The organism is Pseudomonas sp. DTU12.1 (genome assembly GCF_009873475.1).
GTDB lineage: Bacteria > Pseudomonadota > Gammaproteobacteria > Pseudomonadales > Pseudomonadaceae > Aquipseudomonas > Aquipseudomonas proteolytica.
Genome location: NZ_CP045254.1, coordinates 1,949,490 through 1,975,556, shown reverse-complemented (window position 1 = coordinate 1,975,556; position 26,067 = coordinate 1,949,490). Strand labels below are relative to the sequence as shown.

The 26,067-nt window shown below is 60.1% G+C and carries 26 protein-coding genes; 16 read left to right on the top strand and 10 right to left on the bottom strand.

Annotated elements, in window-relative coordinates; genetic code table 11:
• Window position 1: 1 nt before the first annotated feature.
• On the bottom strand, window positions 2–370 hold the full coding sequence (gene sdhD, locus GDV60_RS08815) for a succinate dehydrogenase, hydrophobic membrane anchor protein (protein ID WP_029292670.1): 369 nt from the start codon (window positions 368–370) through the stop codon (window positions 2–4).
• On the bottom strand, window positions 364–738 hold the full coding sequence (gene sdhC, locus GDV60_RS08810; protein ID WP_070995406.1) for a succinate dehydrogenase, cytochrome b556 subunit: 375 nt from the start codon (window positions 736–738) through the stop codon (window positions 364–366). The genes sdhD and sdhC overlap by 7 nt, the downstream gene beginning before the upstream one ends.
• 364 nt (window positions 739–1,102) lie before the next feature.
• Between sdhC and gltA the strand changes: the two genes are divergently transcribed.
• Window positions 1,103–2,392 carry a citrate synthase gene (gene gltA, locus GDV60_RS08805; protein ID WP_003222994.1) on the top strand — a complete coding sequence of 430 codons (1,290 nt, stop codon included), beginning with the start codon at window positions 1,103–1,105 and terminating at the stop codon, window positions 2,390–2,392.
• A 244-nt stretch (window positions 2,393–2,636) separates the two neighbouring features.
• Here gltA and GDV60_RS08800 read toward each other — a convergent pair whose 3' ends face one another.
• From GDV60_RS08800 to GDV60_RS08790, 3 genes are all read right to left on the bottom strand, one after another.
• Window positions 2,637–4,295, bottom strand: coding sequence for a cation acetate symporter (locus tag GDV60_RS08800; RefSeq protein WP_029292658.1), 1,659 nt, complete (start codon window positions 4,293–4,295; stop codon window positions 2,637–2,639).
• Window positions 4,292–4,603 carry a DUF485 domain-containing protein gene (locus tag GDV60_RS08795; RefSeq protein ID WP_029292656.1) on the bottom strand — a complete coding sequence of 104 codons (312 nt, stop codon included), beginning with the start codon at window positions 4,601–4,603 and terminating at the stop codon, window positions 4,292–4,294. The genes GDV60_RS08800 and GDV60_RS08795 overlap by 4 nt, the downstream gene beginning before the upstream one ends.
• Window positions 4,604–4,844: 241 nt before the next feature.
• The gene (locus GDV60_RS08790; RefSeq protein ID WP_029292653.1) at window positions 4,845–5,696 is read right to left on the bottom strand and encodes a glycine betaine ABC transporter substrate-binding protein; all 852 of its coding nucleotides are present in this window, start codon (window positions 5,694–5,696) and stop codon (window positions 4,845–4,847) included.
• A 273-nt stretch (window positions 5,697–5,969) separates the two neighbouring features.
• Here GDV60_RS08790 and GDV60_RS08785 point away from each other — a divergent pair, with 273 nt between their 5' ends.
• On the top strand, window positions 5,970–7,523 hold the full coding sequence (locus tag GDV60_RS08785; protein WP_371923819.1) for a beta (1-6) glucans synthase: 1,554 nt from the start codon (window positions 5,970–5,972) through the stop codon (window positions 7,521–7,523).
• Between the two features lie 348 nt (window positions 7,524–7,871).
• Here GDV60_RS08785 and GDV60_RS08780 read toward each other — a convergent pair whose 3' ends face one another.
• Window positions 7,872–8,240 carry a hypothetical protein gene (locus GDV60_RS08780; RefSeq protein WP_029292649.1) on the bottom strand — a complete coding sequence of 123 codons (369 nt, stop codon included), beginning with the start codon at window positions 8,238–8,240 and terminating at the stop codon, window positions 7,872–7,874.
• A gap of 237 nt (window positions 8,241–8,477) precedes the next feature.
• Between GDV60_RS08780 and GDV60_RS08775 the strand changes: the two genes are divergently transcribed.
• From GDV60_RS08775 to GDV60_RS08765, 3 genes are all read left to right on the top strand, one after another.
• Window positions 8,478–9,776 (top strand): serine/threonine protein kinase, encoded by a 1,299-nt coding sequence (locus GDV60_RS08775; RefSeq protein ID WP_092234639.1) that lies wholly within the window; start codon window positions 8,478–8,480, stop codon window positions 9,774–9,776.
• Complete coding sequence (locus GDV60_RS08770) at window positions 9,769–10,557, top strand: VacJ family lipoprotein (protein ID WP_070995408.1); 789 nt, start codon at window positions 9,769–9,771, stop codon at window positions 10,555–10,557. The genes GDV60_RS08775 and GDV60_RS08770 overlap by 8 nt, the downstream gene beginning before the upstream one ends.
• Before the next feature lie 191 nt (window positions 10,558–10,748).
• Window positions 10,749–11,219: a hypothetical protein gene (locus GDV60_RS08765; protein WP_159906882.1), complete on the top strand. Its 471-nt coding sequence runs from the start codon at window positions 10,749–10,751 to the stop codon at window positions 11,217–11,219.
• 51 nt (window positions 11,220–11,270) lie between these two features.
• Here the strand turns inward: GDV60_RS08765 and GDV60_RS08760 are convergent, their stop codons facing one another.
• On the bottom strand, window positions 11,271–12,185 hold the full coding sequence (locus GDV60_RS08760; RefSeq protein ID WP_159906880.1) for a DUF808 domain-containing protein: 915 nt from the start codon (window positions 12,183–12,185) through the stop codon (window positions 11,271–11,273).
• Between the two features lie 134 nt (window positions 12,186–12,319).
• Between GDV60_RS08760 and GDV60_RS08755 the strand changes: the two genes are divergently transcribed.
• Together GDV60_RS08755 and GDV60_RS08750 are read left to right on the top strand one after the other, a co-directional pair.
• Window positions 12,320–12,925, top strand: coding sequence for a TetR/AcrR family transcriptional regulator (locus GDV60_RS08755; protein WP_029292641.1), 606 nt, complete (start codon window positions 12,320–12,322; stop codon window positions 12,923–12,925).
• Window positions 12,926–13,135: 210 nt separating this feature from the next.
• Window positions 13,136–13,594 carry a transposase gene (locus GDV60_RS08750; RefSeq protein WP_029292639.1) on the top strand — a complete coding sequence of 153 codons (459 nt, stop codon included), beginning with the start codon at window positions 13,136–13,138 and terminating at the stop codon, window positions 13,592–13,594.
• Window positions 13,595–13,696: 102 nt separating this feature from the next.
• Here GDV60_RS08750 and GDV60_RS08745 read toward each other — a convergent pair whose 3' ends face one another.
• The gene (locus tag GDV60_RS08745; RefSeq protein WP_029292638.1) at window positions 13,697–14,137 is read right to left on the bottom strand and encodes a heme-binding protein; all 441 of its coding nucleotides are present in this window, start codon (window positions 14,135–14,137) and stop codon (window positions 13,697–13,699) included.
• Between the two features lie 268 nt (window positions 14,138–14,405).
• On the opposite strand from GDV60_RS08745, the gene gcl reads away from it, so the two are divergent.
• From gcl to GDV60_RS08700, 9 genes are all read left to right on the top strand, one after another.
• Window positions 14,406–16,181 carry a glyoxylate carboligase gene (gene gcl / locus GDV60_RS08740; RefSeq protein WP_029292636.1) on the top strand — a complete coding sequence of 592 codons (1,776 nt, stop codon included), beginning with the start codon at window positions 14,406–14,408 and terminating at the stop codon, window positions 16,179–16,181.
• A 10-nt stretch (window positions 16,182–16,191) separates the two neighbouring features.
• On the top strand, window positions 16,192–16,974 hold the full coding sequence (gene hyi, locus GDV60_RS08735) for a hydroxypyruvate isomerase (protein WP_159906878.1): 783 nt from the start codon (window positions 16,192–16,194) through the stop codon (window positions 16,972–16,974).
• Window positions 16,975–17,123: 149 nt separating this feature from the next.
• Entirely contained in the window at window positions 17,124–18,014 is an 891-nt protein-coding gene (locus GDV60_RS08730; protein ID WP_029292631.1) for a 2-hydroxy-3-oxopropionate reductase, read from the top strand.
• 107 nt (window positions 18,015–18,121) lie between these two features.
• The gene (locus GDV60_RS08725) at window positions 18,122–19,402 is read left to right on the top strand and encodes a glycerate kinase (RefSeq protein ID WP_092234630.1); all 1,281 of its coding nucleotides are present in this window, start codon (window positions 18,122–18,124) and stop codon (window positions 19,400–19,402) included.
• A complete protein-coding gene (gene pyk, locus GDV60_RS08720) occupies window positions 19,392–20,807 on the top strand; it encodes a pyruvate kinase (protein WP_029292627.1) in 1,416 nt (471 codons plus the stop codon). Before GDV60_RS08725 ends, pyk begins: the two co-directional genes overlap by 11 nt.
• Before the next feature lie 116 nt (window positions 20,808–20,923).
• Window positions 20,924–21,799, top strand: coding sequence for an urea transporter (locus tag GDV60_RS08715; protein WP_159906876.1), 876 nt, complete (start codon window positions 20,924–20,926; stop codon window positions 21,797–21,799).
• Window positions 21,800–21,830: 31 nt separating this feature from the next.
• Complete coding sequence (locus GDV60_RS08710) at window positions 21,831–22,655, top strand: ion transporter (protein ID WP_029292622.1); 825 nt, start codon at window positions 21,831–21,833, stop codon at window positions 22,653–22,655.
• Between the two features lie 93 nt (window positions 22,656–22,748).
• Complete coding sequence (locus tag GDV60_RS08705) at window positions 22,749–23,753, top strand: sulfate ABC transporter substrate-binding protein (protein WP_029292620.1); 1,005 nt, start codon at window positions 22,749–22,751, stop codon at window positions 23,751–23,753.
• 246 nt (window positions 23,754–23,999) lie between these two features.
• Window positions 24,000–25,196 carry an MFS transporter gene (locus GDV60_RS08700; RefSeq protein ID WP_169871594.1) on the top strand — a complete coding sequence of 399 codons (1,197 nt, stop codon included), beginning with the start codon at window positions 24,000–24,002 and terminating at the stop codon, window positions 25,194–25,196.
• 144 nt (window positions 25,197–25,340) lie between these two features.
• Here the strand turns inward: GDV60_RS08700 and GDV60_RS08695 are convergent, their stop codons facing one another.
• Both GDV60_RS08695 and GDV60_RS08690 read right to left on the bottom strand, forming a co-directional pair.
• Window positions 25,341–25,745: a type II toxin-antitoxin system HicB family antitoxin gene (locus GDV60_RS08695; protein ID WP_029292614.1), complete on the bottom strand. Its 405-nt coding sequence runs from the start codon at window positions 25,743–25,745 to the stop codon at window positions 25,341–25,343.
• Between the two features lie 23 nt (window positions 25,746–25,768).
• Window positions 25,769–25,957, bottom strand: a complete 189-nt coding sequence (locus tag GDV60_RS08690; RefSeq protein ID WP_029292612.1) for a type II toxin-antitoxin system HicA family toxin — start codon at window positions 25,955–25,957, stop codon at window positions 25,769–25,771.
• Window positions 25,958–26,067: the final 110 nt, after the last annotated feature.

Sequence of the window (26,067 nt, the reverse complement as noted above, 5' to 3'; positions counted from 1 at the left end):
ATCAGATACCCCAGAGAATCTGCACACCCCAGACGAAGTAAGCGAACATCGCGACGCCGCATACTGCCTGGAAAAGGAAACGTACTGCAGTCGCGGACTTGCCCAGCGCCATCGGCGTCAGGTAGTCGGTCGCGATGGTCCACATGCCGACCCAGGCGTGAGCGCCCAGGGCCACAAGGGCGAGCAGACTGAAGATACGCATCCCGTTATGGGAGAACAGACCGTGCCATTGGGCGTAGCCAATGCCAGGGTTTGCAACGAGGTACCCGATCAGGAAAATGAAATAAGCCGCGAGAACGACCGCAGACACACGCTGCGCCATCCAGTCATAGAGGCCCGAACGCGAAAGGTTCGTAACGCTGGTTACCATATCCAAACTCCTGCCAGAACGATCAGCACCACGGAAATGGCGACGATGATTTTCGAGCCCAGGCGGCCGCCTTCCAGCGTCTCACCGATGCCCATATCCATGATCAAGTGGCGCACACCGGCTACCAGGTGATACAGCAGAGCGGACAGGAGGCCCCATGCTACGAACTTGGCCAGCGGGCTGGTCAAGCATGCCTTCACCTCGGCGTATCCTTCCTCGGAACCCAGGGATTTGCTCAATGCATAAAGCATGATGCCCAAGCCCAGGAACAGGATGATGCCGGAAACACGGTGCAGGAACGACGTAACGCCGGTGATGGGGAGTTTGATGGTCCTTAGGTCTAGGTTTACAGGTCGTTGGCTATTCACGGCTTTTTTTCACACTGAAGAGCCCCTAACAATCAGGGCAAAGTTGTTGGGGAGTGCACTGGTCAGGTAAGCACCACCCAGGGAGTGCGACCCCCAATGAAAGCAAGCCCAAAAGCCCTTGGCGGTCGGTGGCCGAGTATAGACAGTTAGGCTACTAATGACAACGCGCGCTCCTCACCCTAATAGCTGATTGCGCTGACGGGATAAAAGGCGTAAACGGCAGGCAATTTCGAGGAAAAAGTACGGTTAAAGCCTTCTGGGGCAAGACTTTAGGCAAATTGACATCTGGATTTATATCAATATAGTGGTGCGGGCCCTGCGTGGGGGGTCTGTCTGATGATTTGAAGCATAAATAGGAGGCCACATGGCTGACAAAAAAGCGCAGTTGATCATCGAGGGCGCAGCCCCCGTCGAGCTGCCCATTTTAACCGGCACCGTTGGTCCCGATGTTATCGACGTACGGGGCCTGACGGCCACGGGCCGTTTCACTTTCGACCCAGGCTTCATGTCGACCGCTTCTTGCGAGTCGAAGATTACCTATATCGACGGCGACAATGGCATTCTGCTACATCGTGGCTACCCGATCGAACAACTGGCCGAGAAATCGGACTACCTGGAAACCTGCTACCTGCTGCTAAATGGCGAATTGCCAACAGCCGAGCAAAAAGCCCAGTTTGTCAGCACCGTGAAGAACCACACCATGGTTCACGAGCAGTTGAAGACCTTCTTCAACGGCTTCCGTCGCGACGCCCACCCGATGGCCGTCATGTGCGGCGTAGTCGGCGCCCTGTCGGCCTTCTATCACGACTCCCTGGACATCAATAACCCGCAGCATCGCGAAATCTCCGCGATCCGCCTGGTTGCCAAGATGCCGACCCTGGCCGCAATGGTTTACAAGTACTCCATGGGCCAACCCATGATGTACCCGCGCAACGACCTGACGTACGCGGAAAACTTCCTGCACATGATGTTCAACACCCCGTGCGAGATCAAACCGATCAGCCCGGTGCTGGCCAAGGCAATGGACCGGATCTTCATCCTCCATGCCGACCACGAACAGAACGCCTCGACTTCCACCGTGCGCCTGGCGGGCTCCTCGGGTGCCAATCCGTTCGCCTGTATCGCCGCGGGTATCGCCGCACTGTGGGGCCCTGCCCACGGCGGTGCGAACGAAGCCGTGTTGACCATGCTCGATGAAATCGGCGATGTGTCCAACATCGACAAGTTCATTGCCAAGGCCAAGGACAAGAACGATCCGTTCAAGTTGATGGGCTTCGGTCACCGGGTCTACAAGAACCGCGACCCACGCGCCACCGTAATGAAGCAGACCTGCGACGAAGTATTGAAGGAACTGGGGATCAACAACGATCCGCAACTCGAACTGGCCATGCGCCTGGAAGAGATCGCCCTGACCGACCCGTACTTCATCGAACGCTCGCTGTACCCGAACGTCGACTTCTACTCGGGGATCATCCTCAAGGCGATCGGCATTCCAACCAGCATGTTCACCGTGATCTTCGCCCTGGCGCGGACCGTGGGCTGGATCTCCCACTGGAAAGAAATGCTCTCCAGCCCGTACAAGATTGGCCGCCCGCGCCAGCTGTACACCGGCTACGAGTCGCGTGACATTACCAAGCTGGAAGACCGCAAGTAAGCATTAAACTGCTTAGCTGCATTGAGAACGGCCTCCCTTAGTGGAGGCCGTTTTTTTTTGCGCTGTCTGACATAACGCTTTCGCGAGCAAGCCCGCTCCCACAGCTGACCGTGTACACCCGTTGAAATGCGGTCAACTGTGGGAGCGGGCTTGCTCGCGAAAGCAATAGCCCAGGCAACACAGAACCCCAGGCAAAAAAATACCCCGACCTTTCGACCGGGGCATTTCTTATTGGGCTACAAGCTTAGTGGTTAACCGCCCCGCTTGCCCCCAGGCCAGTCTGTGAACGCACAAACTGCGGGAAGTACAGCGCTCGTTCTTTCACCGCCGCAGCCGACTTGTCGGTGATGGAGAAGAACCAGATACCCACGAACGCGATGATCATCGAGAACAACGCCGGGTATTCGTACGGGAAGATCGCCTTTTCATGATGCAGGATCGAGACCCAGATGGTCGGACCCAGAATCATCAGGCCTACCGCACTGACCAGGCCCAGCCAACCGCCAATCATTGCGCCACGGGTGGTGAGGTTTTTCCAGTACATGGAAAGCAGCAGCACCGGGAAGTTGCAGCTGGCCGCGATGGAGAACGCCAGGCCGACCATGAACGCAATGTTCTGGCTTTCGAACAGAATACCCAAGCCAATCGCCAGCACTGCCAGGGCGATGGTGGTGATCTTCGACACGCGAATCTCATCCTTCTCGTTGGCCTTGCCTTTCTTGATCACGCTGGCATACAGGTCATGGGACACCGCCGAAGCACCGGCCAGGGTCAAGCCGGCAACCACCGCGAGGATGGTGGCAAACGCCACGGCCGAGATGAAGCCCAGGAAGATACTGCCGCCCACCGCGTTGGCCAGGTGCACCGCCGCCATGTTGTTGCCGCCCAACAGAGCGCCTGCTGCATCCTTGAACGCCGGGTTGGTGCTGACCAGCAGAATCGCGCCGAAGCCGATGATGAAGGTCAGGATATAGAAGTAGCCGATAAAGCCAGTGGCATACAGCACGCTCTTACGGGCTTCTTTAGCGTCACTCACGGTGAAGAAGCGCATCAGGATGTGTGGCAGGCCAGCGGTACCGAACATCAGGGCTAGGCCGAGGGAGAACGCCGAAATCGGGTCTTTCACCAGGCCACCCGGGCTCATGATCGCCTCACCCTTAGGGTGAACCTTGATCGCCTCGGAGAACAGCATGTTGAAGTCGAAGTTGACGTGCTTCATCACCATCAGCGCCATGAACGAGGCACCGGACAGCAGCAGCACTGCCTTGATGATCTGTACCCAGGTGGTCGCCAGCATGCCGCCGAACAACACATAGAGGCACATCAGGATGCCCACCAGGATCACCGCTACATGGTAATCAAGGCCGAACAGCAACTGGATCAGCTTGCCCGCGCCGACCATCTGCGCGATCAGGTAGAACGCCACCACCACCAGCGAACCACAGGCCGACAGGCTGCGGATCTGGGTCTGCCCGAGGCGATAGGACGCCACGTCAGCGAAGGTGTACTTGCCCAGGTTACGCAGGCGCTCGGCGATCAGGAACAGAATGATCGGCCAGCCCACCAGGAAGCCGATCGAGTAGATCAGGCCATCGTAGCCAGAGGTGAACACCAGCGCGGAAATCCCCAGGAAGGACGCGGCCGACATATAGTCGCCGGCAATCGCCAGGCCGTTCTGGAAACCGGTGATCTTGCCGCCGGCCGCATAGTAGTCGGCCGCCGAGTTGTTACGTTTGGATGCCCAGTAGGTAATGCACAATGTTGCGCCGACGAAGGCGACAAACATCAGGATCGCTGCGATGTTCAGCGGTTGCTTGTGCACTTCACCGGCCAATGCGTCCGCCGCCCAAACGGCAGGAGCAAAAAGCGAAGCGCCGAATACAGCCAATAGACGACGGATCATTGCGCAGCCTCCTTGAGAATCGCATTGTTCAGGTCGTCGAATTCGCCGTTGGCGCGTCGCACGTAGATGCCTGTGAGAACAAAGGCCGAGACAATCAGCCCGACCCCGATAGGGATTCCCCAGGTTATGGACGATTCAGGACTGATCTTGGCCCCCAGGACTTGGGGTCCGTAGGCGATCAACAGGATGAATCCGGAGTAAAGCCCAAGCATGATCGCCGAGAGAATCCAGGCGAACTTTTCCCTTTTTCTTACCAGCTCCTTGAAGCGCGGGCTGTTTTGAATCGAGAGGTAAATGCTGTCGTTCATTGTTTTTATCCTCGCAGCACAGCTTTTTTATTATTGGAACGTATCCACTGTATGCGGCTGCAGGACAGGTTCCAGACGACCTTAGTCTTAGAACCAGTGTAGCGAGGGTTTGGGGGGCGACAGAAACAATTGCAGGAGCGAGCTTGCTCGCGAAAAACGTCAACGATAACGCGCACACCCTGGATGATTGCGGCGTCTTTGCGTTCTTCGCGAGCAAGCCCGCTCCTACAGGTTTATCCGATTATTGGGCGGTCCACTCGGCCACACGCTCAGGGTGCTTGGCGACCCAATCCTTGGCCGCCACGTCAGGCTTGGTGCCTTCCTGGATGGCCAGCATCACTTCGCCGATTTCATCCTTGGAGGCCCACTGGAATTTCTTCAGGAACGCCGCGACTTCCGGGGCTTTCTTTTCCAGGCCCTTGCTGCCGATGCTATTGACCGTCTCGGCGGCGCCATAAATGCCTTTTGGATCATCAAGGAAACGCAGTTTCCATTTGGCGAACATCCAGTGTGGCACCCAACCCGTCACCACGATGGAGTCCTGCTTGTCTTCGGCACGGGTCAGTTCGGCGATCATGGCTGCGCCGGAACTGGCTTGCAGCTTATAGTCCAGCCCGTATTGCTTGATGGCTTCATCAGTCTTGAGCATTACCCCTGAACCGGCATCGATGCCGACAATCTTGTTCTTGAAGGTGGTGTCGGTCTTCAAGTCCTCGATGGACTTGGCCTTGACGTACTCCGGCACGATCAAGCCGATCTTCGCATCCTTGAAGTTGGGGCCGTAGTCGACCACCTTGTCCTTGTTCTTGGTCCAGTACTCACCATGGGTCACCGGCAGCCAGGCCGACAGCATGGCGTCGAGCTTGCCGGTGGCCAGCCCCTGCCACATGATCCCGGTGGCGACCGCCTGCAGTTTCACGTCATAACCCAGCTTTTGCTTGATCACTTCAGCGGCCACGTGGGTGGTGGCGACACTGTCCGACCAGCCGTCCACATAGCCGATGCTCAGGGTCTTGCTGTCGGCGCTGGCCAGTGTGGAGCTCATCGCAACTACCAACGTGGCAGCTGCGCCCAAAAGTCGTCGCATCTTCATAGTGCTTCCCCGAAAGTGCTGCGCCCGGCGGATGCCGAGCGACGTCAACCTGTTGTCAGGTGGTGCCGTTCGATCATCAACCTGCTGCCCCTGTGGACCTGCTCTGACTACGACCTCAGCGGAGCAAGAAACGACATCACAACGCCAGTAGGACAATTCGCAGGAAGTAACGTCAAAATTCCGCCCGAACTTTGCATGTCAAAATTATGCGGCGCCCCTGAAAACCGGCAAATGCAGGTAAGATGCGCGCCTTTGCTCCCACACGGCCTGACCATGACCGCGACTGCCCGCTTCCCCTTCCTGCCTTATGTATTTGCCTTGTTGCTCGGCCTGTTTGCCCTCGGCGGCTACTGGTACGGCCTTGGCCAGCCAGTGGTGCTGCCGGACGTGGCCAGCGCCAGTCACAAGCTGCAATGCGCGTCCTACACGCCATTCGACAAGGACCAATCGCCATTCGACCAGCCGTTCAAGCTGCGCCCCGAGCGCATGGACGCCGACCTGGCACTGTTGGCCACGCGCTTTGAGTGCATCCGCACCTACTCCATGACCGGCCTCGAAGCCCTGCCCGACCTGGCGCGCAAGCATGGCCTGAAGTTGATGAGCGGTGCCTGGATCAGCAGCAACCCGGTGGACAATGCCAAGGAAGTCGACAAGCTGATCGCCTCGGCCAATGCCAACCCCGACGTGGTCACGTCGGTGATCGTCGGCAACGAAGCCCTGCTGCGCAAGGAAATCACCGCCACGCAGTTGGTGAAGCTGATCGAACAAGTCAAAAGCCAGATCCAGCAGCCAGTTACCTACGCCGACGTCTGGGAGTTCTGGCTGCAGCACCCGGAAATTGCCCCGGCCGTAGATTTCCTGACCATCCACCTGTTGCCGTACTGGGAAGATGACCCGGCAGGTATCGATCAGGCCCTGCGCCATGTCGGCGATATTCGCCAGACATTCGGCAACCGCTTCGCCCCCAAGGACGTGATGATTGGCGAAACCGGCTGGCCCAGCGAAGGCCGCCAGCGCGAAACCGCCGTCCCGAGCCGGGTCAACGAAGCCAAGTTCATTCGCGGTTTTGTCGCCATGGCCGAAGCCAATGACTGGCACTACAACCTGATCGAAGCCTTTGACCAGCCGTGGAAGCGCGCCAGCGAAGGTGCGGTTGGCGGTTACTGGGGGCTGTTTGATGCCGATCGCCAAGACAAGGGCATTCTGGCCGGTCCGGTCACCAACGTGCCGTACTGGCCGGTGTGGCTGGGCGTTGGCGGGCTGATCCTGCTCGGCACCCTGGTGCTTGGTGGGAGTGTTCGCAGCACACGCGCCGCGTTGTTGCTGCCGTTGCTGGGCGCAGTGGCGGCCGGCTCCATTGGCAGCTGGGCCGAACTGACCCGGGTGACGGCGCGCTTCACTGATGAGTGGATCTGGGCCGGCCTGTTGCTGGCCCTGAACCTGTTGGTGCTGGCCCATGCAGCCCTGGCCTTGAGCGCTCGCCAGGGTTGGCGTGAACGGGCCTTCGCCTGGCTGGAGCAACGCGCTGGCTGGCTGATCGCATTTGCCGGGTTTGCCACGGCAGTGATGATGCTGGCGCTGGTGTTCGACCCTCGCTACCGCAGCTTCCCCAGCGCCGCCCTGCTGCTGCCGGCGCTGGTGTACCTGCTGCGCCCGGTTACCGGACCACGGCGGGAAATTGCCCTGCTGGCCTTCATCATCGGTGCCGGCATTGCGCCGCAGCTGTACCGCGAAGGCTTGATGAACCAGCAGGCGCTGGGTTGGGCATTGGTCAGTGGTTTGGTGGTGGCTGCCCTGTGGCGTTGCCTGCGGGTGCGCAAACCCTGAGATTGCTATCGCGCGCTCCCACATTTTGATCTGTGAATACATTCAAATGTGGGAGCTGGCTTGCCTGCGATTGGCATCGGTATCTACACAACTTTGCCGCAACACCTAAATCCAAGCATATTGCGCAGTTGTGGCGAGCGGGCTTGTCGGAACGCCGCATCGCCCGCGCTGGGCTGCGAAGCAGCCCTAAATCCGGCCATCGCGATTTATCTGAAGAAACGCGGCGGGCTTTTTGGGGCTGCTTCGCAGCCCAGCGCGGGCGATGCGGCGTTCCGACAAGCCCGCTCGCCACGGGGGGGGCGTCAGTTTCTGAAAGTTGTGTAGATACCTATGCTGCGATTGGCCCTATCAGACAGCCCGAGGCGCCCTGACCAATCGCAACCCGGCAATCACCAACGCAAACACCGCAAAATTGGTGTTGTACAACGCCAATGCCGGGATTCCGAACGCCAGGCCCAACACCGCCAATCCCCAGCCCGCACGGCCTGGCAGCAAGAACGCCAGAATCGACGTGACCAACGCGGCCCAACCCAGCACCCGAAAGTGAATCATCAACCCCAGATTGGCGCGCAACTGGCACTCCCAGCGGCTGGCGTCGTCAGCGCAGATGCCCACCCACTGCCCGTCTTCCATAAACCCGTAACGGGCGCCATAACTGGCGGCCAACCATAACGGCAAGGCCAACAGCAGTAGGATCAGCGGCAAACGAGGGGACATAAGGGCACTCCGATAGGCGAAAACGGCGCCCAGCTTAATCTCCCGGGGGCCATTGGCAAGGGTTGCACGCAGATAACTATTCATCAAAGCGTGCCAAAGTGTATCGTCTGGCTACTATTACCCCGATTCCTACGTTTTTTTCCGATATTTAGTGCCGATGGCTGGCACTTCGGTGACAACGCGGTGGTCATAGCCTGCGAACTTCATTCAGCACGTTTTCCTCTTAGGGATTTAGTCATGCTCCGTTCCTTGCGCTGTGCTGCCCTGTTGGGCGGCCTTTTTTTGAGTGCGTCAGCACTGGCGGTCGATATCGACCCGGCCAGCTATGGCTACCCTTTGACCAACCCGTTCGAAGCGACCATCGCCACAACGCCACCGGACCTGCGGCCGGACTTGCCATCCATCGATGACATCAACCAGTCCGACTACACCCTGACCATGCGCCCGGAGCGTGAATTCAGCCTGCCCGACAACTTCTGGGCGGTGAAGAAACTCACCTACCGCATTGCCAAGCAAGACCGTGCGGCACCGCTGATCTTCTTGATCGCCGGCACCGGTGCGCGCTTTGACAGCAGCCTGAATGAATACCTGAAAAAGCTCTACTACAAGGCCGGCTACCACGTCGTCCAGTTGTCGTCGCCTACCAGCTTTGACTTCATCAGCGCCGCCTCGCGCTTTGCCACCCCCGGCATCACCCAGGAAGACGCCGAGGACATGTACCGCGTGATGCAGGCCGTACGTGCGCAAAACGCCACGTTGCCAGTCACCGACTTCTACCTCACCGGCTACAGCCTGGGCGCGCTGGACGCGGCGTTCGTCAGCAAGCTGGACGAAACGCGGCGCAGCTTCAACTTCAAGAAGGTGTTGCTGCTCAACCCGCCAGTCAACCTCTATACCTCCATCACCAACCTCGACAAACTGGTGCAGACCGAGGTCAAGGGCATCAACAACAGCACCACCTTCTATGAACTGGTGCTGAACAAGCTGACCCGTTACTTCCAGCAAAAAGGCTACATCGACCTCAACGACGCCCTGCTCTACGACTTCCAGAACTCCAAGGAGCACCTGACCAACGAGCAGATGGCGATGCTGATCGGCACCTCGTTCCGCTTCTCGGCGGCCGATATCGCCTTCACCTCGGACCTGATCAACCGCCGTGGCCTGATTATCCCGCCCAAGTACCCGATCACCGAAAGCACCAGCCTCACGCCGTTCCTCAAGCGTGCGCTGCAATGTGATTTCGACTGCTACCTCACCGAACAAGTGATCCCGATGTGGCGTGCCCGCTCCGACGGCGGCAGCCTGCTGCAATTGATCGACCAGGTCAGCCTGTATGCCCTTGAGGACTATCTGCGCGACAGCCCGAAAATTGCCGTGATGCACAACGCCGACGACGTGATCCTCGGCCCTGGCGACCTGGGCTTTTTGCGCAAGACCTTCGGCGATCGCCTGACCGTCTACCCACTGGGCGGCCATTGCGGCAACCTCAATTACCGCGTCAACGCCGACGCTATGCTGGAGTTCTTCCGTGGCTAAACATCTCCTGCTTCTCGCGGCCTTACTCTGTGCAGGCGTTGCCAACGCGGACAACAGCAAGGCTCACGCACCGACCGTGGTCGACCAGGATGGCTTCAAAGAGCCCTTGAGCAAACTCAAGTTCAACCCTGGCCTGGACCAGCGTGAATTCGAGCGTTCGACCCTCAACGCCCTCAACGTCTATGACCCGCTGGAGTCGTGGAACCGCCGGGTGTACCACTTCAACTATCGCTTCGACCAATGGGTATTCTTGCCGGTGGTCGATGGCTATCGCTACGTCACCCCAAGTTTCCTGCGTACCGGCGTCAGCAACTTCTTCAACAACCTGGGCGACGTGCCCAACCTGATGAACAGCCTGCTGCAGCTCAAGGGCCACCGTTCCCTGGAAACCACCGGCCGCCTGCTGGTCAACACCACCCTCGGCATCGCCGGCCTGTGGGACCCGGCCACCGCCATGGGCCTGCCCCGCCAAAGCGAAGACTTCGGCCAGACCCTGGGCTTCTACGGCGTACCCGGCGGCGCCTACCTGATCCTGCCGATCCTCGGCCCGTCGAACCTGCGCGACACCGGCGGCCTGTTGGTGGACTACACCGCCGAATCCCAGATCAACTACCTCAACGTCGCCGAAGTCAGCTCCAACCACCCGGAAATCTGGGCGTTGCGCGCGGTAGACAAGCGCTACCAGACGAGCTTTCGCTACGGCCAGATGAACTCGCCGTTCGAGTATGAAAAGGTGCGGTACGTGTACAGCGAGTCGCGAAAACTACAGATAGCAGAGTGATACTCGACACAAACAAAAGGCCATCGATCGCTTCGATGGCCTTTTTAATGGCTGTAAGCGTCACTCTCCGGCACTGCTCGGAACCGTTTCGTACATGTTCACCACGCACGTTCAAGCACCCACGCTGATACGCCTGACATAAAACAGGCTGACTGCGCTGCCCACCTCGAACTCTCCCGTGGAATTTCAACATGACGATCTCTGTTTCCCCACCCACCATCACCCAGCCTGTAGCCCTCGGCCCTGTGGCAGTCGAACCCCTGACTTCAACAACGCCTGACCTGCAAGCCCCCAGAGGCGCCCATGGCCGACCTGCCGGGGATACGCGCAGTGCACAACAAATCTTCAAGGACAATCCGATCCTCAAAGATGTCCTGAAACAAAACGGTCCTTTTGCAAATAGTTTCTTCAATCAGCTCAAGAATCAAACCGGCGACTGGAGCCCTGCCAACCGCAACCCTGAATCACGCGCTGATGCCGCCTATAACCTGGCCGAAGTAGTCAATCACATCAATGGCCGCACTGATATCACGCGCCAGGATTCGCCCCAACAGAACGATCAACACATACAAGGTTTCGGTCAGTTCGGCAGTGTTTCAGCAGGGTCGGAAGCACAGAAGCTCAAGGCTTTCAGTGAAAAAGGCTACAGCGCACTGCAGTAATCCAACCCCATTGGCCCTCTTCAACAGAGGGCCTTCAGTGCGCTCATTCGCTCACCCCTTCAAGGCACGCCACAGCTTGCTCGCTACCGAGACCAGCGCCAGTACCACCGCCCCAGCGATGATCCCTACGATGGCATTGAGCAAAGTCGGCATCAACCAAGTGATGCCGCCAACGCTCTGGCTGACGCTCTCAATCCAGTGATGCACTACGGGCACGCCGTGAGTCAGGATGCCACCACCGACCATGAACATCGCCGCTGTGCCAATCACCGAGAGGCTTTTCATCATGTACGGCGCGGCCCGCAGAAGCCCGTTGCCGATATCGCGTACCAGCTGGCCCGGCTTCTGCGCCATCCATAGGCCCAGGTCATCGAGCTTGACGATGCCGGCCACCAGGCCGTACACGCCAATGGTCATGACCAGGGCGATGCCCGACAGCACGATAACTTGCTGCATCAACGGCGCGTCGGCCACGGTCCCCAGGGTGATGGCGATGATTTCGGCAGAGAGAATAAAGTCGGTGCGGATCGCACCCTTGATCTTGTCCTTCTCGAAGGCCACCAGATCCGTTGCGGGGTCGGCCACCGCTTCGACTAACTGCGCGTGCTCGGCTTGATCATCCGCCTTGCTGTGCAGGAATTTATGGGCGAGCTTTTCAAAGCCTTCGAAACACAGATAGGCGCCGCCGAGCATCAGCAGTGGCGTGACCGCCCACGGCGCGAAGGCGCTGATCAATAGCGCGGTGGGCACCAGGATCAGTTTGTTGATAAACGAGCCCTTGGCAACGGCCCACACCACCGGAATTTCCCGCTCGGCGCGCACGCCAGAGACTTGCTGGGCATTGAGCGCCAGATCGTCACCCAACACACCGGCGGTTTTCTTGGCAGCCATTTTTGTCATCAGGGCCACATCGTCGAGAACCGCGGCGATGTCATCGATCAAAACCAACAAGCTGCTTCCTGCCATGAATCGGACGTCCTTAATGTGGGATATTTCGCAGCATAGCGTGGTACAAAGCGTCGCGGGCAGATTCTTGAGGCGCGCAGATCGCCGGTGCTACCATGCGCAACCGCCTGTCGTGGCAAGGAATCATCTGGTCTATGAGCACCATTCGCGAGCGCAACAAAGAACTGATCCTGCGGGCTGCCAGCGAGGAGTTTGCCGACAAGGGCTTCGCCGCGACCAAAACCAGTGATATCGCCGCCAAGGCCGGGCTGCCCAAGCCCAACGTCTATTACTACTTCAAGTCCAAGGACAACCTCTACCGCGAGGTGCTCGAAAGCATCATCGAGCCGATCCTGGCCGCCTCCACCCCCTTCAACCCGGACGGCGACCCCAAGCAGGTATTGAGCGGCTATATCCGTTCAAAAATCAGCATCTCCCGCGACCTGCCGTTTGCCTCGAAAGTATTCGCCAGCGAAATCATGCACGGCGCCCCCCACCTGAGCCCCGAGCAGGTGCAGCAGCTCAACGCCCAGGCCAAGCACAATATCGATTGCATCCAGAGCTGGGTCGATCGCGGCCTGATCGCCGCGATTGATCCTCATCACCTGATGTTCAGCATCTGGGCGGCGACCCAGACCTATGCCGACTTCGACTGGCAGATCTCGGCGGTGACCGGCAAGGCCAAGCTCGACGAGGCCGATTATGAAGCGGCGGCGCAGACGATTATTCGGCTGGTGTTGAAGGGGTGCGAGCCGGACTGATGGGAGGTGGTGTGGCCAAGATTCGCGAGCAAGCCAGCTCCCACACTAGAGTTGTGCCAGACACAAAATGTATGAACAACCAAGATCCCATGTGGGAGCGGGCTTGCTCGCGAAAGCGCCCTCCCAGACACATCCTGCCAAAAACCTGCCCATCAGCCTCAAACTCCCCGATCTAGCCTCTCAAGACCCCATCTGAAGAGAGGCAACGGAATGCCTGATCGAGCCACCTCACACCGCCTGCGCATCGGCCGGTTCAGCGAAACCAGCCGCATCTACCTGATCACCACCAACACCCACGAACGCGTGCCCATCTTCAGTGACTTCTACCTGGGCCGCCTGGTGGTCTGGCAGTTCAGGCTCGCCCAGTATCAAGGGCTGGCACACTCTCTGGCCTGGGTGGTGATGCCCGACCATTTCCACTGGCTGATCGAGCTGCAAAAAGGCTCCCTGGGCGACTTGGTATGCCAGGTCAAATCCAAAAGCACTCGATCGGTCAATGGCGCCACTGGCCGCAAGGGAAGGCTCTGGCAAACCAGCTTTCATGACCATGCGCTTCGCAAGGAAGAAGACCTGGTGAAAGTGGCCAGGTATGTGGTGGCCAATCCATTGAGGGCGGGATTGGTGGAGAGGGTTGGCGACTATCCGCTGTGGGATGCGGTTTGGGTATAGATGCAAGACCGAGTCGCCGCTTTCGCGAGCAAGCCCGCTCCCACATTTTGACCGCGCCCACAGGTCAAAACTCGCGAAAGCGGGCCCCCTGTCACTACAACATCAAGCGGACACCCCCGCATCCGCCAACAACCCCAGCCCCTCAATCGCCGTGATCGCGCACTGCTCATCGATATCCGACGTATCCCCACTGATCCCGATCGCCCCCAGCACCACGCCCGCCGGGTCCCGTATCAACACCCCGCCCGGTGCCGGCACTACACCGCCCTGCCCCAGGCTGTTCAAGGCGGCAATAAACGCCGGCCGCTGTTGGGCATCCAGCGCCAGCAAGCGCGAGCCCTTGCCCAGGGCTATCGCGCCCCAGGCCTTGCCGATGGCGATCTGCGGGCGTAGCAGGCTGGCGCCGTCTTCCCGTTGCAGGGTGATCAGGTGTCCGCCGCTGTCGAGCACCGCGATGGTCAGCGGTGCAGCGGCAATGGTGCGGCCTGCGGTGATGGCCTGGCTGACCAGGTTGACTGCGACTTTCAAGGTTAGAGCGCTCATGGGTGCCGTCCTTATCTTGTTATTGAGAAAGCCTTGGGGCTCTGATTGATCAGAAGCCGGATGCAACAAATAGAACACAATAGATTTATTTTTTGTATACAATATTTTGAAACATACGCACCACACGTCGAAATACTCCCGCTAAAAAGCCTTCCGACGAATGCACAGGCTCTGAGACAAAATGGATTGACCTGCGCCGCTCGCCGTGAATACACTTTGAAGCAACACCACTTGTATACAATTACAAAACGCAAGAGGCACCAAAACCATGAGCAAAATGAGAGCAATCGAAGCCGCTGTCCTGGTGATGCGCCGTGAGGGTGTAGACACCGCCTTCGGTATCCCAGGCGCCGCGATCAACCCGTTGTATTCCGCCCTGCAAAAGGTCGGCGGCATCGATCACGTCCTTGCTCGCCACGTGGAAGGCGCTTCGCACATGGCCGAGGGGTATACCCGCACCAAGGCCGGCAATATCGGCGTGTGCATCGGCACGTCGGGCCCGGCGGGTACCGATATGGTCACCGGCCTGTACAGCGCCTCGGCCGATTCCATCCCGATCCTGTGCATCACCGGGCAAGCGCCTCGCGCCCGGATGCACAAGGAAGATTTCCAGGCCGTGGATATCACCAGCATCGTCAAGCCCGTGACCAAGTGGGCAACCACCGTGCTAGAGCCTGGCCAGGTGCCGTATGCGTTCCAGAAAGCCTTCTATGAAATGCGCTCCGGCCGCCCCGGCCCGGTGCTGATCGACTTGCCATTCGACGTACAGATGGCTGAGATCGAGTTTGATATCGACGCCTACCAGCCACTGCCATTGGCCAAGCCACTGGCCACGCGCATCCAGGTCGAAAAAGCCCTGGCCATGCTCGATCAGGCCGAGCGCCCGCTGCTGGTCAGCGGTGGCGGCGTGATCAATGCCGACGCCAGCGAACTGCTGGTGGAATTCGCCGAACTGACGGGTATCCCGGTGATCCCGACCCTGATGGGCTGGGGCACTATCCCCGACGATCACCCGCTGATGGTGGGCATGGTCGGCCTGCAAACCTCGCACCGCTACGGCAACGCGACGATGCTCAAGTCGGACATGGTGCTGGGCGTCGGCAACCGCTGGGCCAACCGCCACACCGGTTCGGTGGAGGTGTACACTGAGGGGCGCAAGTTCATTCACGTTGACATCGAGCCGACGCAAATCGGCCGCGTATTCACCCCGGACCTGGGCATCGTGTCCGACGCCGGCGCCGCGCTGACCCTGTTTATTGAAGTGGCCCGCGAATGGAAAGCCGCCGGCAAGCTCAAGGACCGCAGCGCCTGGCTGCATGATTGCCAGCAGCGCAAAGCCACCCTGCACCGCAAGACGCACTTCGACAACGTACCGGTCAAGCCGCAACGGGTGTACGAAGAGATGAACCAGGTGTTCGGTAAAGATACCTGCTACGTCAGCACCATCGGCCTGTCGCAGATTGCCGGCGCGCAGTTCCTGCACGTCTACAAGCCACGCCACTGGATCAACTGCGGCCAGGCCGGCCCGCTGGGCTGGACCATTCCTGCTGCGCTGGGCGTGGTCAAGGCCGACCCGAGTCGCAAGGTAGTGGCACTGTCGGGCGACTATGACTTCCAGTTCATGATCGAAGAGCTGGCCGTGGGCGCGCAGTTCAAGCTGCCGTACATCCACGTGGTGGTGAACAACTCGTACCTGGGGCTGATCCGCCAGGCCCAGCGCGGTTTTGAAATGGACTACTGCGTGCAGTTGTCTTTCGACAACCTCAACGCCCCGGAACTCAACGGTTATGGCGTCGACCACGTCGCCGTCGCCGAAGGCCTGGGGTGCAAGGCCCTGCGTGTATTCGAGCCGGGCCAGATCCAGCCCGCGCTGCGCAAGGCCCAGGCAATGATCGAAGAATTCAAGGTGCCGGTGATTGTCGAGATCATTCTGGAGCGCGTGACCAATATTTCCATGGGCACCGAGATCAACGCCGTCAACGAATTCGAAGATCTGGCGCTGGTGGGCAACGACGCACCGACTGCCATTTCAATGCTCGATTAAGGAGAACACCATGCCGCGTTTTGCCGCCAACCTGTCCATGCTGTTTACCGAACAGGACTTTCTCGCCCGCTTCAAAGCCGCCGCCGACGCCGGTTTCAGTGGGGTGGAATACCTGTTCCCCTACGAGTTCAGCTCTGCCGAAATCAAGGCGCAACTCGACGCCCACGGCCTGACCCAAGTGCTGTTCAACCTGCCGGCCGGCGACTGGGCCAGCGGCGAGCGCGGCCTGGCCTGCCACCCTGAGCGGGTCGAGGAATTCCGCGCGGGGGTCAACCTGGCCATCGCCTATGCCCAGGTGCTGGGCAATACCCAGATCAACTGCCTGGCGGGGATTCGCCCTGCCGGCGCGGATGACGCCACCCTGGAAAAAACCTTTGTCGCCAACCTCAAGTACGCCGCCGACAAGCTGCAAGCGGTGGGCATCAAGCTGGTGATGGAAGCGATCAACACCCGCGACATTCCCGGTTTCTACCTGAACAACACGGCCCAGGCCCTGGCGATCCGCGAACAAGTGGGCAGCGCCAACCTGTTCCTGCAATACGACATCTATCACATGCAAATCATGGAAGGCGACCTGGCCCGCACCATGGCCACTCACCTGGATCAGATCAACCATATCCAGTTGGCCGACAACCCAGGGCGCAACGAGCCGGGCACCGGTGAGATCAACTACCGCTTCCTGTTCGAGCATCTTGAGCGGATTGGGTATCAGGGCTGGGTGGGCTGCGAGTACAAGCCGTTGACCACGACCGAAGCCGGCCTTGGCTGGCTCAAGACCCATAACGCGATCTGACCGACACCATAAAAACCTGTAGGAGCTGGCTTGCCTGCGATGCGGACACCTCGGTGTATCAGGCATACCCAGGTGAAGCCATCGCAGGCAAGCCAGCTCCCACGGGGGCAGCGCAAAACCTGCATAACGAATAAAAAGAGGATTTGATCATGGCTAAAATCGGCTTTATCGGCACCGGCATCATGGGCCAACCCATGGCCGCGAACCTGCAGAAAGCAGGTCATCAATTGTTCCTGTCCGAGCACCATGGCAAAGCACCTGCCGAGCTGATCGCCGCCGGTGCCGTGGCCCTGGCCAACCCGCAGCAAGTGGCCCAGGAAGCAGAGTTCATCATCGTCATGGTGCCTGACACCCCTCAGGTCGATGACGTGTTGTTCCGCGCCGATGGTGTAGCGGCCGGCCTGTCGCCGAACAAAGTGGTGATCGACATGAGTTCGATCTCGCCCACCGCCACCAAGGCTTTTGCCGCGAAGATCAACGCCACTGGCGCGCAGTACCTCGACGCCCCGGTATCGGGTGGTGAAGTCGGCGCCAAGGCCGGGACCCTGAGCATCATGGTCGGCGGCGAGCCGCAGACCTTCGAGCGCGCCCTGTCGCTGTTCCAGAGCATGGGCAAGAACATCACCCTGGTGGGTGGCAATGGAGATGGCCAGACCGCCAAGGTGGCGAACCAGATCATCGTCGCCCTGAACATCCAGGCTGTGGCTGAAGCGCTGCTGTTTGCTTCGAAGAACGGCGCAGATCCGGCCAAGGTGCGCGAAGCGCTGATGGGTGGCTTCGCCTCGTCGAAGATCCTCGAAGTGCATGGCGAGCGCATGATCAAGGGCACCTTCGACCCGGGCTTCCGTATCAACCTGCACCAGAAGGACTTGAACCTGGCCCTGGCCGGCGCCAAGGAGCTGGGAATCAACCTGCCCAACACCGCCGGCACCCAACAAGTGTTCAGCACCTGCACCGCGATTGGCGGCGGCAACTGGGACCATTCAGCGCTGATCAAGGGCCTGGAGCATATGGCGAACTTCTCGATTCGCGATAAGTAACCCCGCCTTTTGAAAGGCAATACCTTGTGGGAGCTGGCTTGCCTGCTCCCACATTTTGATTGCGCTTCAAGCTTCAAATCCAATAACAAAAATCCGGGAGCCCGCTTATGTCGGTCGATCCGCAACATCTGCTTCGCGAGCTGTTTGCCACAGCCATCGACGCTGCCCACCCCCGGCAAGTCCTCGAACCTTACCTACCCGCTGACCGCAGCGGCCGCGTGATCGTGATCGGCGCGGGCAAAGCTGCGGCCGCCATGGCCCTGGTGGTGGAAAACAGCTGGCAAGGCCAAGTCTCGGGCCTGGTGGTCACCCGCTACGGCCACGGCGCGCCCTGCCAGAAAATCGAAGTGGTCGAAGCCGCGCACCCAGTGCCCGATGCCGCTGGCCAGGCCGTGGCCAAGCGCGTGCTGGAGCTGATCAGCAACCTGAACGAAGACGACCGCGTGATCTTTCTCTTGTCCGGCGGCGGCTCCGCCCTCCTGGCCTTGCCCGCAGCAGGGATTACCCTGGCCGACAAGCAAGCGATCAACAAGGCCCTGCTCAAATCCGGCGCCACCATCGGCGAGATGAATTGCGTGCGCAAGCACCTCTCGGCGATCAAGGGCGGGCGATTGGCCAAGGCATCCTGGCCCGCCACCGTCTACACCTACGCGATTTCCGATGTACCGGGCGATCAAGCCACAGTGATTGCCTCCGGCCCGACCGTGGGCGACCCGAGCACCTCGCAACAAGCGCTGGCGATCCTCAAGCGTTACCAGATCGACATCCCGGCCTCGGTGCGCAGTTGGTTGCAAAGCCCTGAGTCGGAGACCGTCAAACCCGGCGATCCGTGCCTTGCGCGCAGCCATTTCCAACTGATCGCACGGCCGCAGCAGTCTTTGGAAGCAGTGGCGGTAAAAGTGCGCCAGGCCGGTTTCAGCCCGCTGATCCTCGGCGACCTGGAAGGCGAAGCCCGGGACGTGGCCAAGGTCCACGCCGGCATCACCCGGCAGATCATCCAGCACGGCCAGCCACTGGCAGCGCCCTGCGTGATCCTGTCCGGCGGCGAGACCACCGTGACCGTGCGCGGCAATGGCCGTGGCGGACGCAACGCCGAGTTCCTGCTAAGCCTGACCGACAGCCTCAAGGGCCTGCCCGGCGTGTACGCCCTGGCCGGCGACACCGACGGCATCGACGGTTCCGAAGACAACGCCGGGGCGATCATGACCCCCACCAGTTACGCCCGCGCCGAGGCCTTGGGCCTGTCGGCCAGCGATGAGCTGGACAACAACAATGGCTACGGCTATTTCGCGGCACTCGACGCGTTGATCGTCACCGAGCCGACCCGTACCAACGTCAACGACTTCCGCGCCATTCTGATACTTGAGAGTCCTGAACATGACGCCTGACAAGAAGGTCAAAATCCTCGCCACCCTGGGGCCGGCCACCGACGGCATCGATGACATCCGCGAGCTGGTGCAAGCCGGGGTGAATATCTTCCGCCTGAACTTCAGCCATGGCGATCACGCCGACCATGCCCAGCGCTACCAGTGGATCCGCCAGGTCGAGCGCCAGCTCAACTACCCGCTGGGGATCCTGATGGACCTGCAGGGGCCGAAACTGCGCGTCGGGCGTTTTGCCGAGGGCAAGGTGCAACTGGTGCGTGGCCAAGCCTTGCGCCTGGACCTTGACCCCACGCCGGGCGACCAGCGCCGGGTCAACCTGCCCCATCCGGAGATCATCAAGGCCCTGGAGCCGGGCATGGACCTGCTGCTGGACGACGGCAAGCTGCGCCTGCGGGTGATTACCAAACATGCCGATGCAATCGACACCACGGTATTGAATGGCGGTGAACTGTCCGACCGTAAAGGGGTGAATGTCCCACAAGCCTTGTTGGAACTCAGCCCACTGACCGCCAAGGACCGCCGCGACCTGAGCTTCGGCCTGGAACTGGGCGTGGACTGGGTGGCGCTGTCGTTTGTGCAGCGTCCCGAAGACATCCGCGAAGCCCGCGAGCTGATCGGCGACAAGGCGTTCTTGATGGCGAAGATCGAGAAGCCCTCGGCGGTGCGCTACCTGCAGGAAATCGCCGAGCTGAGCGATGCGATCATGGTCGCCAGAGGGGATCTGGGCGTGGAAGTACCGGCCGAAAGCGTGCCGCAAATCCAGAAAGACATCATCAGCACCTGCCGCCAGTTGGGCAAGCCGGTGGTGGTGGCCACGCAGATGCTCGAATCCATGCGTTTCTCGCCGGCACCCACCCGCGCCGAAGTCACCGACGTGGCCAATGCCGTCGCCGAGGGCACCGATGCGGTGATGTTGTCGGCCGAAACCGCCTCCGGCGAGTACCCATTGGAAGCGGTGCAGATGATGAGCAAGATCATTCGCCAGGTGGAGAACGGCCCGGATTACCAGACCCAGCTGGATGTAAGCCGACCCAAGGCCGAGGCCACGGTGTCCGACGCCATCAGCTGCGCAATCCGCCGGATCAGCAGCATCCTGCCGGTGGCGGTGCTGGTGAACTACAGCGAGTCGGGTAGCTCCAGCCTGCGCGCGGCGCGGGAACGGCCGGCGGTGCCGATCCTCAATCTCACGCCGAACCTGTCCACCGCCCGGCGCCTGAGCGTGGCCTGGGGCGTGCATTCGGTGGTCAATGATCGGTTGCGGCAAGTGGACGAGGTGTGTTCCACGGCGCTGGAAATCGCCCAGGCCCAGGGCATGGCGCAGCGTGGGGATACGTTGTTGATCACTGCGGGGGTGCCCTTTGGGCAGCCGGGGTCGACCAACTCGCTGCGTATCGAGACGTTGATCTAGCGTCTGTTCGGGCCTTATCGCGGGCAACCCCGCTCCCACATTTGATTGGGTTCGCCAATCAAAATGTGTGGGCTTGCCCGCGATAAGGGTAACTCGGTCTCCCTGACTCCCTCACCATGCCCAACCCAACCTGCCCCGACTGGGCCGAAGCCCTGCTCAACGGCTTCAGCCAGATCTTCCTGCAGCGCCACCCGCTGTGTGGCCTGCTGTGCCTGTTGGCAATCCTCTCCTGCGCCCCGGCCCTGCTTGGCGGTGCGCTGCTGGGCGGGGTCGCCGGTTTGCTCACCGCCCAGCGCCGCGACTATCCCAAGGCCGAGCGTCAGGCCGGGCTCTATAGCTATAACGGTGTGTTGCTGGGTTTGCTGATCAGTCAGCACTTCGCCTGGTCGGCGCTGGTACCGCCGCTGATCCTGGCGTGCGGTGGCCTGAGTGCGATCCTGACCCGGCAATGGGTCAAGCGCATGGTCCATGGCGATGACCTCCCGGCCTATACCGTGCCCTTCGTGGCCATCGGCTGGTTGTTGCTCGGCACGGTCTCACCCGCCGCGCTGCCGGCAACCCCAGCGGCCTCCCTCGCCTGGCTCGACGCCCCACTGGTCGGCCTGGGCCAGATCATACTGTTGGATCAACCACTGGCCGGCTTGCTGATCGCCCTTGGCCTGCTGCTGGCCAGCCCTCGCGCGGCACTCTGGGCGATGCTCGGCGCCAGCAGCGGCGTGGTACTCGGCCTGTTGCTCGACGACCCCACCGGCGCCCTGCTCGGCCTGCACAGCTACAACCCCGCGCTTGCCGCCCTGGCTCTGAGCCAGTACCGGCGCCAACCCTGGCTGCCTTTGCTCGGCATCCTCCTGGCAAGCCTGCTTGCCCCCGGTTTTGCCGGCCTGCACCTGGCACCGCTGACGGCACCGTTTATCCTGGCCTGCTGGCTGGTGCGCGCGACGTTGCGCCTGCGGCACAGGGCCAACATGGACAGCCCGTTCGAATCCCCCTAGGCTTCGCAGACCTTCGATTCAGGCGAACTACATGGACAGCAACAACGACTGGCGCCAACGGCTCTACGTCATGGTATTCCAGAGCGACACGGCAGCCGGGCGGCGTTTTGACGGCATCCTGTTGCTGATCATCCTCGCAAGCCTGGTGATCGTGATGCTCGACAGCATCGACGAAGTGCACCAGAACTACGCTGATGTGCTGGCCTATATCGAGTGGGGCTTCACGCTGATCTTCGCTATCGAGTACGGCCTGCGCCTGTATTGCTCGCCCAAGCCGTTGCGCTATGCCTTCAGCTTCTACGGGTTGGTGGACTTGCTGGCCATCGTCCCCGGCATCCTTGCCCTGTACTACAGCGACGCCCAGTACCTGCTGATTATCCGCATCATCCGCATGCTGCGGATCTTCCGTGTGCTCAAGCTCAGCCCGTACCTCAAGCAAGCCAACTACCTGATGTCGGCGCTGCGCGGCAGCAAGCAGAAGATCGTGGTGTTCCTGGTCAGCGTCTGCACCCTGGTAACGGTGTTCGGCACACTGATGTACGTGATTGAAGGCCCGGAGCATGGTTTTACCAGCATCCCCAAGGGTATTTACTGGGCTATCGTGACCCTGACCACCGTGGGCTTTGGCGACATCGTGCCCAAGACCCCACTGGGCCAGGTGATCTCGTCGCTGGTGATGATCACCGGTTACTCGATCATCGCCGTGCCTACCGGGATTTTCACCGCCGAACTAGCCAACGCCATGCGCGGCGAGCAACTGCAACATGATTGCCCGGTGTGCAAGAAAAATACCCATGAACCCAACGCGGCCTTCTGTTCGCGCTGTGGCAACGGGCTCTATCAGAAAGTGGAATAAGCAAAGTTCTTTTTAATCTTTAAGCGTCTATGCCGCCCCGGCTATAGTCGTGGGCTATAAGCCACTACCTTCTCGAACAACAAGGAATGAGCAGTGAAAAAACTCGTTAGCGCTTCTCTCCTGGCCGCAGGCCTTGCACTGTCTATCGGCGCCCAGGCTGCCTCGACCACCCTGCTCAACGTCTCCTATGACGTGATGCGCGACTTCTACAAGGATTACAACGCCGCGTTCCAGAAGCACTGGCAAGCCGAGCACCCGGACGACAAGTTGACCTTGCAGATGTCCTTCGGCGGTTCCAGCAAACAGGCGCGCTCGGTCATCGACGGCCTGCCGGCTGACGTGATCACCATGAACATGGCCACCGACATCAACGCCCTGGCCGACAACGGCAAACTGGTGCCAGACAACTGGGTCACCCGCCTGCCGAACAACAGTGCGCCGTTCACGTCCGCCACCGTGTTTATCGTGCGCAAGGGCAACCCCAAGGCCCTGAAAGACTGGCCGGATCTGCTCAAGGATGGCGTGCAAGTGATCGTGCCCAACCCCAAGACCTCGGGTAACGGTCGCTATACCTACCTGTCGGCCTGGGGCTATGTGCTGAAGAACGGCGGTGATGAAAACAAGGCCAAGGATTTTGTTGGCAAGCTGTTCAAGCAAGCACCGGTGCTCGATACCGGTGGCCGTGCCGCCACCACGACCTTCATGACCAACCAGATCGGCGACGTGCTGGTGACCTTTGAAAACGAAGCGGAAATGATTGCCCGTGAATTCGGCCGCGATCAATTCGAAGTGGTCTACCCAAGCGTCTCCGCCGAAGCCGAGCCACCGGTGTCGGTGGTCGATAAAGTGGTCGACAAAAAAGGCACCCGAGACGTTGCCAATGACTACCTGAAATACCTGTGGTCGGCCGAAGGCCAGGAAATTGCCGCCAACAACTACCTGCGTCCACGGGACCCGGCAGTGCTGGCCAAATACACCGATCGCTTCCCGAAAGTCGACTTCTTGTCGGTGGAGAAGACCTTTGGTGACTGGCGCACCGTGCAAAAGACCCACTTCAATGATGGCGGGGTATTCGACCAGATCTACAGCGGCCAGTAACTGAATGTGAGAGCGGGCTTGTGTGGGAGCGGGCTTGCTCGCGAATGCGGTGGGTCAGACAAATAGTTTTTGACTGATACACCCCATTCGCGAGCAAGCCCGCTCCCACAAAAGCCGCTCCCACACATTGGCTTGCGCGTAAGGCATCAATGCCAGGCATGACTGAAATCATCAGTAACACTTACTCCCTTCCTTCGCCTACGCTTTACCCTTCACGCCCTCCTTCCCCGTTTTAACGAGAACACCATGATCGCTACCCCGCCCGCGACCGCCCCCCTGACCCGTGGCATGGTGCTGCTGTTTGCATTCTGCTGCGGCGCTATCGTCGCCAATATCTACTACGCGCAACCGATCATTGAACTGATCGCCCCGGATATCGGCCTGACGCCCGCCATGGCCAGCCTGATTGTGTCCCTGACCCAGATCGGTTATGCCCTGGGCCTGTTCTTCCTGGTGCCGCTGGGCGACCTGTTGGAAAACCGCCGGCTGATGATCATCACCACCGTGGTTGCCATTGCCAGCCTGCTGGGCGCGGCGTTTACCGAACAACCCAACCTGTTTTTGCTGGTGTCGTTGCTGATCGGCTTCAGCTCGGTGTCGGTACAGATCCTGATTCCCCTGGCCGCGCACCTGGCGCCGGCCGAATCCCGTGGCCGGGTGGTGGGCAGCATCATGGGCGGCCTGTTGCTGGGCATCCTGCTGGCACGTCCGGTTTCCAGCCTGGTCGCCGACCACTTCGGCTGGCGGGCGATGTTCATGGCGGCGGCAGCGATGATGGCCGCTATCAGCCTGGTGCTGTGGCGCACCGTGCCCAAGCGCCAGCCCGACCACAGCGCCAGCTACGGCCAGTTGCTGGGGTCGTTGGGCTCACTGCTGCGTCAGCAACCTTTGCTGCGCCAACGGGCGTTCTACCAGGGCTGTATGTTCGCCGCCTTCAGCCTGTTCTGGACTGCCGCCCCCCTGGAGCTCTCGCGTAATCACGGCCTGAGCCAAAGTGAAATCGCCCTGTTTGCCTTGGTGGGTGCCCTCGGCGCCATTGCCGCGCCGATCAGCGGACGCCTGGCAGATGCCGGCCACACCCATCGTGCTTCGCTGCTGGCAATGTTGCTGGCAACCTTGAGTTTTCTGCCTGCGTTGGTACACCCGGCCTACAGTGTCATCGGCTTGATGGTCACCGGCGTGGTCCTGGATTTCTGCGTGCAAATGAACATGGTCCTCGGCCAGCGCACCATCTACGCCCTCGATGCCCATAGCCGCAGCCGTCTGAATGCGCTGTACATGACCAGTATCTTCATCGGCGGTGCCCTGGGCTCGGCGATTGCCAGCAGTGTGTATGAACACGGCGGCTGGTTTGGGGTGATCCTGGTGGGCAGCGCGTTCCCCCTGGTGGCCCTGTTGCGGTTCATGAGTGTTTCCAGAGGCGCTTGGACAGTCAGCGCCTGACGTTCAAGACCACGCCGCCACGCCCAGGATCCTGTCCCAAGCAACCGCAAGAGCCCCTATAAAAAACGCAAAAAGGAACAGTATTTTTCAAGGCAAATCGTCAGTTGCACAAGAAACATCCGATCTACATTCAGCGCAGCACAATCAAGAACGCACCAACTTCTCCAACGCCGCATCGGCCAGGAATGATGAGCGGCTCTTCACCTTGTGCTCGCGTACATACCGGTCAATGCGCTGGATCACATACCCTGGCAAGGTCACATTGACCTTCTCGGTCTTGCCCAGGTAAGGCGAGATATCGAGCTCCAGCATGCCCCAGCCCATCCCGGCGTATTCCTCGTTGCCGTGGTGCGCCGCGACCGAGGTCGGCATGGGAATCGCCCGGCCTTCACTGGCCATCTCTTGCAGCATGATGTGCGCCACTTCCACTGCCGCGTTGTAAGCCTCTTCAAAACTGTCCCCGGCGGTCACCGCACCTGGAATATCGGGGATCTGGATACCGGTGGCGGTAAAGTCATCGCCCCATTCGATACAGATTGGGTATTGCATGAATATTCTCCTTAAAAACCGCTCTAGAACGAAAACAGCCCGGCACGCTGCCTGATACTTCGCACGGTGCCCAAGGGCAGGTCCTTCTTGGGATGGGGCACCGGTATCGTGTACGGGTTATAGCGATGCGTGAAAATATGATGGCTGCCCGTGACCCGATCCAGCACCCAGCCCGCCGCTTGCAGTTCCTTGATCAATAGCCTGCTTTGCACCACAGCCTCCTTGCTCTGGCCCGAACAAAAATAACCCCAGAGTTATCTTTACTCAAGCACAGATTTATCGAGGCAGACTGGCGGTTGTTTTGCCGGATATTGAAAACCCG